This is a genomic window from Mesorhizobium xinjiangense, assembly GCF_009749525.1.
GTDB classification, from domain to species: domain Bacteria; phylum Pseudomonadota; class Alphaproteobacteria; order Rhizobiales; family Rhizobiaceae; genus Mangrovimarina; species Mangrovimarina xinjiangensis.
The window spans coordinates 18,847-32,390 of record NZ_WOAC01000021.1 but is presented as its reverse complement, the minus strand read 5'-3'; the positions used below and the strand labels follow the sequence as shown (position 1 = coordinate 32,390).

Below are 13,544 nucleotides of genomic sequence, written 5' to 3'. Positions count from 1 at the left end.
TAAGTTCAAGCGAGAGGGAAGCCAATGACACAGAGCGGAACCATTCGGGCCGGCATCGGCGGCTGGACCTTTCCACCCTGGGAAGGCACCTTCTACCCGTCCGACCTGCCGAAGAAGCAGCAGCTTCACTATGCCAGCCGTCACCTGAAGACGATCGAGATCAACGGCACCTATTATCGCGGCCAGACGCCGCAAACCTTCGCCAAATGGGCCGCCGATGCGCCCGACGGATTTGTCTTTGCGGTCAAGGGCAACCGCTTCGTCACCAACAAGAAGGTGCTCGGCGAAGCCGGTGAATCCATGCAGAAATTCTGGGACACCGGCGTGCACGAGCTCGGCGACCGCCTCGGCCCGATCGTCTGGCAGTTCGCACCGACGAAGAAATTCGACCCGGAGGATTTCGAAGCCTTCCTGAAGCTTCTGCCGGCATCGAGCGGCGGCGTGGCGCTGCGCCATGTGCTGGAGGTTCGCCACGCATCCTTCGGCGTGCCCGAATTCGTGGCGCTGGCACGCGAATACGGCGCGGCGATCTGCTATGCGCACCATCACGACTATCCCGAAATCGCCGACGTGACGGCCGACTTCGTCTATGCGCGGCTGCAAAAGGGCGAAGACGGCATTCCCACCGCCTACGCGCCGGAAGACCTCGACGGCTGGGCCGGGCGCGCCAGGTCATGGGCCGCGGGCGGCCAGCCCGACGACCTGCCGCTTGCCGATCCGGCGACCCGGCCCGACGACACGCCGCGTGACGTCTTCGTCTATTTCATTCACGAGGGGAAAGTACGCGCGCCCCAGGCGGCGCAAGCCCTGCAGCAGCGCGTGGACGGCGCGTAGGACGCTCCCGCCTCTTCCGATCCGCTCCAAAATGGTTCATTTGGAACGAACCCACCCGATATGGCGGGCTGGGCGGATCGGTAACCGCGTCACCGAGAGGCGTACCTCCATGCAAGACGGCAGCTCGTCAAACCGTGTTCTGCGTCAATACACGATGGCGATCGTCGCATTGCTTGCGGTTCTCGCGCTCGGCTACAGTTTTTGGGCCAGCCAGCACTGGATGACGCTGTGCGCCGGTCTGGCGCTGTTTCTGTTCGGCATGCAATGCCTCGAGGAGGGACTGCGCGATCTGGCTGGCGACACGCTCGAACAGATGCTGGCGCGCGGCACCTCGACACGCCTCAGGAGCCTGCTGATCGGCCTTGTCGGCACTACGGCGCTGCAGTCGAGCACACTCGTCTCGCTGATGACGATCGCCTTCATCACCACCGGGCTGATCGGCCTGACGGCGGGTATCGCCATCGTCTTCGGCGCCAATCTCGGCTCGACCACCGGCATCTGGCTGCTTGCGCTCGCCGGGCAGAACTTCTCGCTGTCGCCCTTCGCCCTGCCGCTGATGATCTTCGGCGTCCTGGCGAGCTTCTTCGGCCCCAAGGCCAAGGCGGCCGGCCGCATCCTGCTCGGCATCGCCTTCATCTTTCTCGGCATCGACCAGATCAAGGCCGGCTTTTCGACGGTCACCGAGAACTTCGACATGGCCCAATACCAGCTTGCGGGCTGGTTGGGGCGGCTCGTCTTTGTCGGCATCGGCCTTGCGCTGACGCTGGTGCTGCAATCGACCCATGCGACGCTGATGCTGACACTGGCGGCGTTGGCGCTTGGCCAGGTGGATCTCCTGCAGGCAGCAGCGATCGCGATCGGCGCCAATGTCGGAAGCAGCGTCACGACGGCCGTCGCCGGCGCGCTGGGCGGCAACCGCAGCGGCCAGCGCCTGGCACTGGCGCATGTCCTGTTCAATGTGGTCACGGCGACGCTCGCCCTCTTGATGATGGACGGCCTCGTCTGGCTGACCGAGACGCTCGCCGAATTGATCGGGTTTTCCGACAACGATCTCATCATGCTGGCGATCTTTCATTCCCTGTTCAACGGGCTCGGCGTCCTCATCTTCTGGCCGCTGATCGACCGCTTCGCCCGCCTGCTCGAAACCGTCCTGCCGGACCGGCCGGAGCCGCGTGTGCTGATTGACGAGCCGGCGGCAGCGAAGCCGCAGGAAGAACTGACACGGGCGCGCTATCTCGACCCCCAGGCGCTGAACTCGCTCGATACGGCGGCGGCCGCGGTCGTGCGCGAGCTCGAGCATCTCGGCCGATTGAGCATCGAGGTGATCTGCCACGCCCTTTACCTGCCGGTCAGCGAGCTCAACCGCATCAGCCCCGACGACGCCGTCATGCGGGCACGGCCGGCCGAGACCTATGCCAGCGCCGACCTGCTCTACCGGCGCCACATCAAGGGCGTCTATGCCGATCTCTTGAGCTTCATGGGCCGCATCGACACGACCAAGGACGAAGCGCATCGCGAATTCTGGACAGCCTGCCAGATGGTGGCCCTGCAACTCGTCGAGATCGTCAAGGACGCCAAGCACCTGCAGAAGAATCTCGGCTTCTATCTGCGTCAGCCGGATTCGCCCACCCGCGACGCCTATGTCGCGTTGCGCCGGCACCTGGCCACCGTGCTGCACGATGTCAGGCTCCTGGGCCGCGCCGATGCGCAAAGCGAAGGCTGGGAAAAGCGGCTGCAATCACTCGCCGACACCGTTGCCAGCTTTCAGGAGCAATTTCGCTCGGATCTTTTTGCCGCTCTCAGGGCCGGACGCATCGACGGCATGCAGCTCAGTTCGCTGCTCAACGACCTCGGCTATGCCAACCGCATCGCCAAGGGCCTGCGCACATTGTTGTTGATGCGCCGGCGTGCATCGGGCGATCCGTTGCGCGACCTGCAATTCACCACCGAAGACGAAACGCCGCTGGTCGTGCTCGGCTGAAGCGCCACGTGAAGGGCGATGCCGGCATTCTGGCGGCCTACCCGCTCCCCAGATGTTCGCCCAGGACCTCCGGCAGCAGGCCCGGCAGGTCCTCGGCAATCAGGCCCGGGCCGAAGCGCCGGCCCGCCTCGGCATGCAGCCAGACCGCGGTCGCCGCCGCCTCGAAGGCAGGCATTGCCTGCGCCATCAGCCCGGCGATGATGCCGGCCAGCACGTCGCCCGAACCGGCGGTGGCAAGCCAGGGCGTGCCGTTGGCGTTGATCGCCGCGCGCCCGTCGGGCGAAGCGATCACCGTGTCCGGCCCCTTGTAGACAAGCGTTGCCTCGGCGCGACGAGCAGCCAGACGGGCCCGCTCGACCTTCGAGACCGAATGCTGCGCAGCGATGTCCGGGAACAGGCGGCGGAATTCGCCCTCGTGCGGCGTCAGCACGGTGTCGACGCCCTGCCCTGCGCCAATGGCCGCAAACAATTCGTCGGGTGTGTCGCAAAAACTGGTGATGGCGTCGGCGTCGAACACCAGGCCGGCATGCCGGCCATCGCTGTCCGCGGCATTTGCAAGAATGGCCTTCACGAAGGCACGGCATCTTTCTCCGACGCCGAAAGCCGGACCGATCACCATTGCGGACGGATTGCGATCGCCGACAAACGCAACAAGGTCCTCCGTGTCTTCGATCTTTCGCAGCATGATCGACGTCAGATGAGCGGCATTGACCATGAGGGCGTTGGCCGGCGAAAGCACCGTCACCGCGCCGGCGCCCGCACGCGCGGCGGCAAGTGCGGCGAGCCGCGCAGCACCGGTGTTGGCCGGGCCGCCGGAAAAGACAGCCGCGTGGCCGCGCGCATATTTGTGCGCCTCGACACCCGGCGCCGGCATGGCGCCAGCCCAGAGCGCGGGTGCATTTTCGAAGCATCGCGGCCCGATTTCGTCCAGCACCTCGGCCGCAATGCCGATATCGGCCACCACGGTCGGACCGCAGAGCGAACGCCCCGGCTGGAGCAAATGCCCCGGCTTCCTGCGGAAGAAGGTAACGGTGCGCGCAGCGCGGATCGCCGCAACGTCGGCCTGCCCTGTCTCGCCGGAAACGCCGGACGGCAGGTCGACCGCCACGGTTGCGGCACCCGAGGCGTTGGCGCGGATGATGGCCTGTGCCGCCGGACCGCGCACCGGACCGGACAGGCCGGCGCCGAACAGCGCGTCGACGACGACATCGCCCGGCTTGGCCGAAAAGCGCTCCAGCACCTCAGCCGCAACCGGACAATCCGCTTCTGCCCGCGCCGCATCCGTACCGGGCTTCGGCGGCTTTTCACGCCATATGCGGACAGCGACACCGGCTTCGGCCAGAAGGCGGGCGACGACATAACCGTCGCCGCCATTGTTGCCGCCGCCGCACAATATATGGGCCGCCGCCATTGCGGGATAATGCGCGAGAATGTCGGCTGCCACGGCCTGGCCGGCGCGCAGCATCAATCCGTATCCGTCATGCGGTCCGCGCTCGATGGCTAGCCGGTCGACCGTCGACATCTGCGCCGGTGTTGGAAGTTCGATCATCATGGGCCATCCGGGGTTGAACGCTCGGCAAGACTACAGCGAGCCGCAAAGCGATCGCAATCGGCATTGACTGCTTACAAATATTGCTGAATGCACAATCTTTATGCACAGTGGTGCACAGAATTTGTCGACATGCTGGTACCCAGCGACTGGGCGCATGGCATGAGGCGGCCCAAATCACGGATCGGCTCCATGCGCCACGACAATCGCACCCGACCGCATCGCCCAAAATCGACTTGGCACGGATCGTGCTTAAAGTTCGGCGAAGCGGGAGGGAAATACCCGTTTTAATTCCATCGGAGGCCGCGAGCGGATGAAGAAAATCGAGGCGATCATCAAGCCTTTCAAGCTGGACGAGGTGAAGGAGGCACTGCAGGACGTCGGTCTGCAGGGCATCACGGTGACCGAGGCCAAGGGATTCGGCAGACAGAAGGGCCACACCGAGCTCTATCGTGGGGCGGAGTATGTGGTCGACTTCCTGCCGAAGGTGAAGGTTGAGGTCGTGTTGGCCGACGAATCCGTCGAAGCCGCCCTCGAGGCCATCCGCAAGGCTGCCCAGACCGGCCGTATCGGCGACGGCAAGATCTTCGTCTCGAGCATCGAGGAAGTCGTCCGCATCCGCACCGGCGAGACCGGCGCGGACGCCATCTGACGCGACCGTCCGGGCTCTCTCACAATCAATCGTCACACAGGGATAGACAGCATGACGACAGCCAATGACATCTTGAAGCAGATCAAGGACAACGACGTGAAGTTCGTCGATCTGCGCTTTTCCGACCCGAAGGGCAAGCTGCAGCACGTGACGATGGACGTGGCGGCGGTCGACGAAGACATGTTCGCCGACGGCGTCATGTTCGACGGCTCCTCGATCGGCGGCTGGAAGGCAATCAACGAATCCGACATGGTCCTGATGCCCGACACCGAGACGGCGCACATGGATCCGTTCTTCGCACAGTCGACGATGGCGATCGTCTGCGACATTCTCGATCCGATCTCGGGCGAAGCCTACAACCGCGACCCGCGCGGTACGGCCAAGAAGGCCGAGGCCTACATGAAGTCCGAGGGCATCGGCGACACCGTCTTTGTCGGCCCGGAAGCCGAGTTCTTCGTCTTCGACGACGTCAAGTTCAAGGCCGATCCATACAACACCGGCTTCAAGCTCGACTCCACCGAACTGCCGTCGAACGACGACGCCGAATACGAGACCGGCAACCTCGGCCATCGCCCGCGCACCAAGGGCGGCTATTTCCCGGTTCCGCCGGTCGATTCGCTGCAGGACATGCGTTCCGAGATGCTGACCGTCATGGCCGAAATGGGCGTGGTGGTCGAAAAGCACCACCACGAGGTTGGCGCCGCACAGCATGAGCTCGGCATCAAGTTCGACACGCTGACCCGTAACGCCGACAAGATGCAGATCTACAAGTACGTCATCCACCAGGTCGCCAATGCCTATGGCAAGACCGCCACGTTCATGCCGAAGCCGGTCTATGGCGACAACGGCTCGGGCATGCATGTGCACCAGTCGATCTGGAAGGAAGGCAAGCCGACCTTCGCCGGCAACGAATATGCTGGCCTGTCGGAGAACTGCCTCTATTATATCGGCGGCATCATCAAGCACGCCAAGGCCCTCAACGCCTTCACCAACCCCTCGACCAACTCATACAAGCGTCTGGTTCCGGGTTTCGAGGCGCCGGTCCTGCTCGCCTATTCGGCGCGCAACCGTTCGGCGTCCTGCCGCATCCCCTTCGGCGCCTCGCCGAAGGCCAAGCGCGTTGAGGTCCGCTTCCCGGACCCGGCCGCCAACCCCTATCTCGCCTTCGCAGCGATGCTGATGGCCGGTCTCGACGGGATCAAGAACAAGATCCATCCGGGACAGGCCATGGACAAGGATCTCTACGATCTGCCGGCCAAGGAACTGAAGAAGGTTCCGACCGTCTCCGCTTCGCTGCGCGAGGCGCTGATGAGCCTCGACAAGGACCGCGCCTTCCTCAAGGCCGGCGGCGTGTTCGACGACGACCAGATCGACGCCTATATCGAGCTCAAGATGGCCGAAGTGCTGCGCTTCGAGATGACGCCGCACCCGGTCGAGTTCGACATGTACTATTCCGTCTGAACCGAACGGCCTTCAGGCAAATGAAACCGGCCCGGCGGGTATCCCGCCGGGTCTTCTTCATGCCCCCTCGCGAGGCGATCATGGATCAGTCTGGATTCGCGGCTGCGCTCCAGTCGGCCGCAACAGCGTCCGCGTCGAGGCGGCCAAGATAGTCGGTGCGCACTTCCAGCCAGGCAAACCTGATCGAGTTCTCGACGATTTCGCGGTCATATTTTTTCAGTTCGTCGGCAATCGGCGCCCAGCGTATCAGCGCCTTGGGGCTTTCGACGAAATGCCGTTCGTCGGTTCCGGTCGCCGAAACCCACACCGTTGCCGCCAGCCGCTCGTCGAACGCCTTCAGCCACGCGTCGCGGCGGTCCGGCTTTGCTTCGGCGCAGTTCTCCTCGATGCCCAGCCCGTAGCAACTCCGCGCAAGATCTGCCCTGTCGTCATTTGAAAAAACAGCACCCGTCGTCGCCCGCGCAATGCAGAAGCAGGTGAGATCGGTCAGACTGGCCGCATAAACCTCGAACTTGGCGACGTCGATCGAGCGAACAAAAACCTCGTCGTCGAACATCTTGGGGTACCGCGTACCCATGCGTTCCTTCAGATAGCCGTAGAGCTTCTTCTGGGTGATCAGCGCGGCGCGCGTGCGCGCGAAGTGACGGACGCGCTCGAGCGTATCGATGGGCGCCTTGTCATGTCTGATGGAAAGCCGCGAAGCAGCCTCGCGCAGCCAGCCGGCCGCCTCAAATATCTGTCTGGTCAGTTCTTTCATGCCGTCAGTAGAACCATCCCTGCGTCGAGGGGAATGCTACCATAGCAGTATTTTCGCGAACCATGACTGCCTGTAATCATCGCATGAGCGCTGATTCCGTCTCGGATCGGCGCGGAGGAGTGCAGGCATACCGCCTGCGACAATTGAGGGGAGGACTTTGCATGTCCAGCACTGATGCTGGCGCCAAGGAACGCCATTGGGAGAAGACCAGGAATTTGACATACGTCGTCCTGGCGCTCTGGGCGTTGTTCGCGATCATCATTCCTTGGTTCGCCAATGCACTGAATTCGTTCACTTTCCTGGGCTTCCCACTGGGCTACTACATGTGCGTCCAGGGCTCGCTCATCGCCTTCGTCGTTCTCATCTGGGTCCAGAATTGGCGTCAGGACCAGATTGACGACGAATACGGCGTCAGCGACTGAGGAGGGTCACGCAATGTCAACTCAAAACGGCAAGAGCAGGAGCTTCGTAGACAATCTCGGCAAGGTCTATGCGCTCTACACGCTCGGCTTCCTCGTCTTTTTTGCCTTCATGGCCCTCCTGGAGCGCATGGGGCTGAGCGCGCAGGCCATCGGCATCTGCTTCCTCATGTTCACGATCGCCATCTACGCCATCATCGGCTGGCTGTCGCGCACGGCGGAAGTCGACGCTTACTATGTTGCCGGCCGCGAAGTGCCGGCGCTCTACAACGGCATGGCCACAGCGGCGGACTGGATGTCCGGCGCGTCTTTCGTGGCGCTTGCCGGCGGCGTCTATTTCGGCGGTTATCCGTATCTCGGCTTCATCGTCGGCTGGACGGGCGGCTACGTGCTCGTCAACTCGCTGCTGGCGCCCTATCTGCGCAAGTTCGGCTGCTACACCGTGCCCGACTTCATCGGCACGCGCTATGGCGGCAACACGGCGCGGCTGTGCGCCGTCATCGTGCTCGTGGTGGCATCATTCACCTATGTGACGGCGCAGATCAACGCCACCGGCACTATCGCCGCCCAGACGCTCGGCATCCCGTTCGAGCTCGGCGTCTATCTCGGCCTGCTGGGCATCTTCATCTGCTCCATGCTCGGCGGCATGCGCGGCGTGACCTGGACACAGGTGGCCCAGTACATCGTGCTGATCATCGCCTATCTGGTGCCGATCATCTGGATGTCCAACAAGCAGGGCTTCGGCCTCATCCCGCACTTCTCCTATGGCGAGGCCATCCATCGCATCGCCGAACTGGAGGCGCAATTCGGATTGCAGCCGGCGGCGGAAGCCGTCCCGGGTGTCGCCGTCCTCACCACGCCGCAAAACGAGCCGGCTGGCCAGGGATGGAAGATGGTGTCGCTTGCCATCTGCATGATGGCTGGAACGGCCTCCCTGCCGCATATCCTGATGCGCTACTTCACCACGCCATCCGTGCGCGCGGCACGCCGCTCGGTCGGCTGGTCGCTGTTCTTCATCTTCCTGCTCTACTTCTCGGCGCCGGCACTGGCCACGCTGACGAAGCTGCAGCTTCTTGATCCGAACCTGCCCACGGCGGTCATCGGCAAGGCGTTTGAGGAAGTGTCGAACCTGGCATGGGTGCAGCACTGGAGCTCGGTGGGCATGCTGGCCGTGGTCGACCAGAGCGGCGACGGGATCGTTCAGCTGAACGAGTTCTTCATGCGGCCCGACATCGTCGTGCTCGCCACACCGGAAATCGCGGGCCTGCCTTACGTGATCTCCGGCCTGGTGGCGGCCGGCGGCCTGGCAGCCGCCATGTCGACTGCCGACGGCCTGCTGCTGGCGATCGCCAATGCGCTGTCGCATGATCTTTACTACAAGATCATCGACCCGCGTGCCGATACCGCACGGCGTCTCATCGTCGCCCGCGTCCTGCTGCTCTTCATCGGCCTGGCCGCGGCGTTCATCGCCTCGCTGAAGCTGACGGGCATTCTCGGTGCGGTGGCATGGGCGTTCGACTTCGCCTGTTCCGGCCTCTTCTTCCCGCTCGTTCTCGGCGTGTGGTGGAAACGGGCCAACAGGGCGGGCGCCATTGCCGGCATGATGGGCGGATTCCTGGTCGGCACCTGGTATCTCTACATGGTCTATAACGGCCTGATGGAGCCATGGTTCGGCATCGATCACATCCGCTTCGGCATCATCGGCATGCCGGTCAGCCTGGTTGCCATGGTCGTCGTCAGCCTGCTGACGCCGGCGCCGAGCAAGGAAATCCAGGACATGGTCGACGAAGTGCGCATCCCGCACGGCGCAACCATCCTTGCCGCCGGTCACTGATCGGTATTAAAGCTTGGAAGGGGCGGGCTCGATCCCGCCCCTTTCTTTTTGGGCAAAATGAGATAAGTCGTTTGTCTGCGCGTCATCGCGGCTAAAGCATGTCCCGCTCAAACGGAATCGTTTCAGCGAAAGGCACATGTTCCAGCATATTGATCTGGCGCGCATATCTTTGCTTCAAGCGTTTCCGTTTGAAGCAAACGCGCGCTAAGGCCAGCGGGACGATCCACGCGCCTGGGAGGGGATTCTTGGAAGATCTGATTTTCATACACCCGCTCTGGGTGATCGTGGTGGACTATGTCCTCGGCGTCATCATGTGGACGCTGATCGGGCGCTCGGCCATGAACCTGTTCCTGTCGGAAGATTCCGACTTCTTTTTCATGCGCATCTTCGTCAAGTTCACCAATCCGATCCTGCGCGTCTTCCGGCCGATCACGCCGGGCTTCCTGATCGAGCCGCTGGTGCCGCTCTTCGTCGCCTGGTTCTTCTTCTTGATCCGCTTCTATTTCATGCCCTGGCTTCTCGGCTATTCAGTCATGGGGATGCTGTCCTTCCCGCTGGAAAGCGACATCGCAAAGATACTTTACGACCTGTCGGGCAGCGGCAGATAAGACGCGACGAATTGGACGGCGAGCGACATGGCCCGCCTCTTTGTGCGCGGAACCGTACAATACCGGCCAGCGCGCGTTCGCTTCAAACGGAATCGTTTGAAGCGAAGATATGCGCGCCAGATCAATGTGTTGGAGCATGTGCCTTTCGCTCAAACGATTCCGTTTGAGCGGGACATGTTCTAAGCGCCGAGGAATTGCTTTACTTGGTCAGCGCTTCCAGCAGCGCAGCCGCGGCCCGCATGTCGACCAGCCGTTTGGCGCGACGCGCCGCGGCCTCGGCGTCCTCGCCCCATTGGGCGATGTTCCAATCCTCGTCGACATGGGCGACCGTCCATGCCTCGTCGACGGTCAACAGCCCCTCATCGACGGCGAGCGCCAACAGGGCCGAGCCTGTCAGCGACGTCATGACATGCAGGCCGGCAAGCCGCAAAGGCTCGCTGCGCATGCTGAGATGGACCCCGAGCGCGGCCAGCGCCTCGCGCGGCTGCTCGACATGAATGACGCCTTCGGCCAGAAGGAGCCGTGCGCCCAGCCGATCACGCGCCCAGTCCAGCACCGGGTCCCAGGCCTCGGCCTGCAACTCGACCAGACGCTGCGGCGCCTCAGCCCGATAGCAGATGAGGTCCGACGAGGCATAGCGCAATATATCCTCAAGGACCGCCTGGGTATCGGCCGCAACGCCGTCGATCGCCGTGTTGACGAGACGCGTCACCGGCATCGATACCGGATCCATCTCTTCGCCCTGAGCCGAGAATTCGGCCGCGATCAGTTCTGCCGCCGCGCGCGCAGGCACTGCAAGCACCGCCCTTCCCGGCGTCTTGACCGTCTTGCCGTCCAGCGTCACCGCATGGCCCTCATCGACAGGCGAGACGGCGACCTCCTTGTAGAAACGCCGCGGGCGCGGCTGGCGCATCTGCTTCTGGGCGCGCTTCATCGGATCGGCGTCGGACAGATGTTCGCCATTTTCGAGATCGTTCAGCAGCTCACGCATCGGCAGCTCCGTTTCTTGTTCTTGCCGGCGACGACCGGGACTTGAGGGTTGAAGATAAGGTGGCGGCCGCCGGCTTCAAGGCCGTGGCTTGCGGCGCGGCCGATTGACGACGACAAGGCGATGTCAGCCTTCATCCGTCTCCGTCTCGTCAAATCCCAACAGATTCCAGCTCTGGCGCATATGCGGCGGCAGGGGTGCCGTGACATCGATGCGGCCGCCGTCGGGATGCGGAATGACGATGCGCCGGGCGTGCAGGTGCAGCCGGTTCTGGATACCGCCGGGCAGGTCCCAGTTCTGGTCGGCGAAGAAATATTTCGGATCGCCGATGATCGGATTGCCGATATGGGCAGCATGCACGCGCAACTGATGCGTACGGCCGGTGTGCGGTTCCATTTCCAGCCAGGAAAGCGTCTGGCCGGCCTGTTCGAGAATGCGGTAGTTGGAAATGGCGTGGTCGGCATCCGGTTCGCCGTGGCGGGCGACGCGCATGCGGTCGCCGTCGAGGGTCTGTTCCTTGACCAGCCAGGTGGAAATCCTGTCCTGGCGCTTCCTCGGCACGCCGCGCACGAGCGCCCAATAGGTCTTCTTGGCGTCGCGTCCGCGAAAGGCTTCGGCCAGCCGCATGGCGGCAAGGCGGGTGCGCGCGACGACCAGCACCCCGGAGGTGTCGCGGTCGAGACGGTGCACGAGCCGCGGCTTTTCGCCCTTCTTGCTGCGCCACGCTTCCAGCATCATGTCGACATGGCGCGACACGCCCGAGCCGCCCTGGACGGCCAGGCCGGACGGCTTGTTGAAAACGAAGACCTTGGGGTCCTCGTAAATCAGCATCTTCTGCAGGATGTCGGCATCGTGCTGGTCGCGCATGGTGCGCTGGGTCAGCGGCGCCTCGCCCTTGCGGTCGACGGAAAGCGGCGGCACCCGGACGACCTGGCCCGGCTCGATGCGCGTGTCGGCCTTGACGCGCCCGCCATTGACCCGCACCTGGCCGGAGCGCAACAGCTTCTGCAGATGGCCGAAGCCAAGCCCCGGAAAATGCGTCTTGAACCAGCGGTCGAGCCGCATGCCGGCCTCGTCCGGTTCGACGGTGATCTGTTGTATGCCTGCCATGTCCGATTGTCCTGCTTCGCCCGGGCCCATAGCATCGCACGGGCGGCGTTGCGAGCCTCAATCACGATGAACAGCCTACGGATCAGCGGATTTAACCGCCGCTTTCGCCATATTGCAGGACCTGCACCTTCTCCAGCGTCACCAGTCCGCTCGACATCATCGTATCGAGAACCGGCAGGAAGGCGGCGATCTTGTCCTCGCTGTCGACGATCTCGATGACCAGCGGCAGGTCTTCCGACAAACGCATGATCTTGGTCGTGTGAAGCCGGCTCGACCGGCCGAAGCCGACCGCCCCACGCATGACGGTGGCACCGGCCAGCTGCATTTCACGCGCCTTGAGCACGATCGCTTCATAGAGCGGCCTGTCTTCGGCCCGGTCGTTCTCGCCGATGAAGATGCGCAGGAGTTGCGCCTGTTTTGGTATCGTCGTCATATGTCCTTGCCTCGCAGCCGATTGATCCGCCAGCCCCAAACATGCCCCAGCCAGACTGCGGCAAACCATGCCAGCAGCGACGCCGCGACATAGAACACCGCCGTCGGCCATCGATCTTCAAGGATCAATTGGAACGTCTCAAGGCTGAACAGCGAGAAGGTGGTGAACCCGCCGCAAAAGCCTGCCATGACGAACTGCCTCTGGGCAGAACCGGCGAAGATGCGCCCGCCCGGCTCCGTCAGCGCGGCATACAGACCGATCAGGAAGGAACCCGCGAGGTTGGCGGCGAGCGTCCCCCAGGGGAATGCCGGGCCAAGAAGTTCGAGGCTTGCGATCGATACCAGCGCGCGCGTGACGCCCCCGGCCATGCTGCCGAGCCCCACGGCAGCATAAAGAACGACGGAATTGCGGGCCGCCCTGCCCGGCGCCCAGCGGCGGCTCTTAGCCGCTTTTCCCACTGTAGCGTTGGAACGGGAATGTTCGGCGCTGTCCATATCAGGCTCCATGGATCATCGCCGCTATTGCGGCAAATCCGAGCGCCACCGCGCACAGCCCGAGGACGAGCGAAAGGGTGACGTTGAGCGATGCCAGCAGCCAGTCGCCATCCCGGGCCAGGGCAAGGGTCTGCAGGCTGAACGAGGAAACCGTCGTGTAACAGCCGAGAAATCCGGTCGCGGCAAGGCCCCAGGCGCCCGGTTCGTGCAGGACCACCCCACCCGTTGCCGCCGCCGCGGCGGCACCAATGGCAAAGGCACCTGATACGTTCACCGCCATCGTGCCCCAGGGAAAGGTCTCACCAATGCGGCGGCCGACCAGACCGGAGACGAAGAAGCGGGCCATGCCGCCCAGAGCGCTGCCGACGGCGATCCAGATCAGGCCGAGGAGAAGTTCAGTTCCAACCGCCAATACGCCAAGCGC

14 protein-coding genes are annotated in these 13,544 nt (G+C 63.5%); 7 read left to right on the top strand and 7 right to left on the bottom strand.

Annotated elements, in window-relative coordinates; genetic code table 11:
- Nucleotides 1-24: 24 nt before the first annotated feature.
- Both GM909_RS20000 and GM909_RS19995 read left to right on the top strand, forming a co-directional pair.
- A complete protein-coding gene (locus GM909_RS20000; protein ID WP_157018986.1) occupies nt 25-834 on the top strand; it encodes a DUF72 domain-containing protein in 810 nt (269 codons plus the stop codon).
- A gap of 109 nt (nt 835-943) precedes the next feature.
- Nucleotides 944-2,815 carry a Na/Pi cotransporter family protein gene (locus GM909_RS19995; RefSeq protein ID WP_198174325.1) on the top strand — a complete coding sequence of 624 codons (1,872 nt, stop codon included), beginning with the start codon at nt 944-946 and terminating at the stop codon, nt 2,813-2,815.
- A 37-nt stretch (nt 2,816-2,852) separates the two neighbouring features.
- Here the strand turns inward: GM909_RS19995 and GM909_RS19990 are convergent, their stop codons facing one another.
- Entirely contained in the window at nt 2,853-4,367 is a 1,515-nt protein-coding gene (locus GM909_RS19990) for an NAD(P)H-hydrate dehydratase (protein WP_157018985.1), read from the bottom strand.
- Between the two features lie 310 nt (nt 4,368-4,677).
- Between GM909_RS19990 and GM909_RS19985 the strand changes: the two genes are divergently transcribed.
- Entirely contained in the window at nt 4,678-5,016 is a 339-nt protein-coding gene (locus GM909_RS19985) for a P-II family nitrogen regulator (protein WP_157018984.1), read from the top strand.
- A gap of 51 nt (nt 5,017-5,067) precedes the next feature.
- A complete protein-coding gene (glnA, locus tag GM909_RS19980; RefSeq protein WP_157018983.1) occupies nt 5,068-6,477 on the top strand; it encodes a type I glutamate--ammonia ligase in 1,410 nt (469 codons plus the stop codon).
- An 85-nt stretch (nt 6,478-6,562) separates the two neighbouring features.
- Here glnA and GM909_RS19975 read toward each other — a convergent pair whose 3' ends face one another.
- Nucleotides 6,563-7,234, bottom strand: coding sequence for a hypothetical protein (locus tag GM909_RS19975; RefSeq protein ID WP_157018982.1), 672 nt, complete (start codon nt 7,232-7,234; stop codon nt 6,563-6,565).
- Between the two features lie 161 nt (nt 7,235-7,395).
- On the opposite strand from GM909_RS19975, the gene GM909_RS19970 reads away from it, so the two are divergent.
- The 3 genes from GM909_RS19970 (at nt 7,396) to GM909_RS19960 (ending at nt 10,095) form a co-directional block, all read left to right on the top strand.
- The gene (locus GM909_RS19970; protein ID WP_157018981.1) at nt 7,396-7,656 is read left to right on the top strand and encodes a DUF4212 domain-containing protein; all 261 of its coding nucleotides are present in this window, start codon (nt 7,396-7,398) and stop codon (nt 7,654-7,656) included.
- Between the two features lie 13 nt (nt 7,657-7,669).
- Nucleotides 7,670-9,487, top strand: coding sequence for a sodium:solute symporter family protein (locus GM909_RS19965; RefSeq protein WP_157018980.1), 1,818 nt, complete (start codon nt 7,670-7,672; stop codon nt 9,485-9,487).
- Between the two features lie 245 nt (nt 9,488-9,732).
- Complete coding sequence (locus GM909_RS19960) at nt 9,733-10,095, top strand: YggT family protein (protein ID WP_235911987.1); 363 nt, start codon at nt 9,733-9,735, stop codon at nt 10,093-10,095.
- Between the two features lie 199 nt (nt 10,096-10,294).
- Here GM909_RS19960 and GM909_RS19955 read toward each other — a convergent pair whose 3' ends face one another.
- The 5 genes from GM909_RS19955 to crcB all read right to left on the bottom strand — a co-directional run bounded on the left by GM909_RS19955 (nt 10,295) and on the right by crcB (nt 13,532).
- A complete protein-coding gene (locus GM909_RS19955) occupies nt 10,295-11,086 on the bottom strand; it encodes an ATP12 family chaperone protein (protein WP_157018978.1) in 792 nt (263 codons plus the stop codon).
- Nucleotides 11,087-11,209: 123 nt separating this feature from the next.
- The gene (locus GM909_RS19950; RefSeq protein ID WP_157018977.1) at nt 11,210-12,193 is read right to left on the bottom strand and encodes an RluA family pseudouridine synthase; all 984 of its coding nucleotides are present in this window, start codon (nt 12,191-12,193) and stop codon (nt 11,210-11,212) included.
- Nucleotides 12,194-12,284: 91 nt separating this feature from the next.
- Complete coding sequence (locus GM909_RS19945; protein ID WP_157018976.1) at nt 12,285-12,626, bottom strand: DUF190 domain-containing protein; 342 nt, start codon at nt 12,624-12,626, stop codon at nt 12,285-12,287.
- Nucleotides 12,623-13,120, bottom strand: coding sequence for a fluoride efflux transporter FluC (locus GM909_RS19940; RefSeq protein WP_157018975.1), 498 nt, complete (start codon nt 13,118-13,120; stop codon nt 12,623-12,625). Before GM909_RS19940 ends, GM909_RS19945 begins: the two co-directional genes overlap by 4 nt.
- A 1-nt stretch (nt 13,121) precedes the next feature.
- On the bottom strand, nt 13,122-13,532 hold the full coding sequence (crcB, locus tag GM909_RS19935) for a fluoride efflux transporter CrcB (RefSeq protein ID WP_157018974.1): 411 nt from the start codon (nt 13,530-13,532) through the stop codon (nt 13,122-13,124).
- Between the last annotated feature and the right edge of the window lie 12 nt (nt 13,533-13,544).

Bases quoted from the DNA above. Each gene is read 5' to 3' on its own strand.
- GM909_RS20000 (WP_157018986.1), top strand. From the start codon at position 25: ATGACACAGAGCGGAACCATTCGGGCCGGCATCGGCGGCTGGACCTTT.
- GM909_RS19995 (WP_198174325.1), top strand. From the start codon at position 944: ATGCAAGACGGCAGCTCGTCAAACCGTGTTCTGCGTCAATACACGATG.
- GM909_RS19990 (WP_157018985.1), bottom strand. From the start codon at position 4,367: ATGATGATCGAACTTCCAACACCGGCGCAGATGTCGACGGTCGACCGG.
- GM909_RS19985 (WP_157018984.1), top strand. From the start codon at position 4,678: ATGAAGAAAATCGAGGCGATCATCAAGCCTTTCAAGCTGGACGAGGTG.
- glnA (WP_157018983.1), top strand. From the start codon at position 5,068: ATGACGACAGCCAATGACATCTTGAAGCAGATCAAGGACAACGACGTG.
- GM909_RS19975 (WP_157018982.1), bottom strand. From the start codon at position 7,234: ATGAAAGAACTGACCAGACAGATATTTGAGGCGGCCGGCTGGCTGCGC.
- GM909_RS19970 (WP_157018981.1), top strand. From the start codon at position 7,396: ATGTCCAGCACTGATGCTGGCGCCAAGGAACGCCATTGGGAGAAGACC.
- GM909_RS19965 (WP_157018980.1), top strand. From the start codon at position 7,670: ATGTCAACTCAAAACGGCAAGAGCAGGAGCTTCGTAGACAATCTCGGC.
- GM909_RS19955 (WP_157018978.1), bottom strand. From the start codon at position 11,086: ATGCGTGAGCTGCTGAACGATCTCGAAAATGGCGAACATCTGTCCGAC.
- GM909_RS19950 (WP_157018977.1), bottom strand. From the start codon at position 12,193: ATGGCAGGCATACAACAGATCACCGTCGAACCGGACGAGGCCGGCATG.
- GM909_RS19945 (WP_157018976.1), bottom strand. From the start codon at position 12,626: ATGACGACGATACCAAAACAGGCGCAACTCCTGCGCATCTTCATCGGC.
- GM909_RS19940 (WP_157018975.1), bottom strand. From the start codon at position 13,120: ATGGACAGCGCCGAACATTCCCGTTCCAACGCTACAGTGGGAAAAGCG.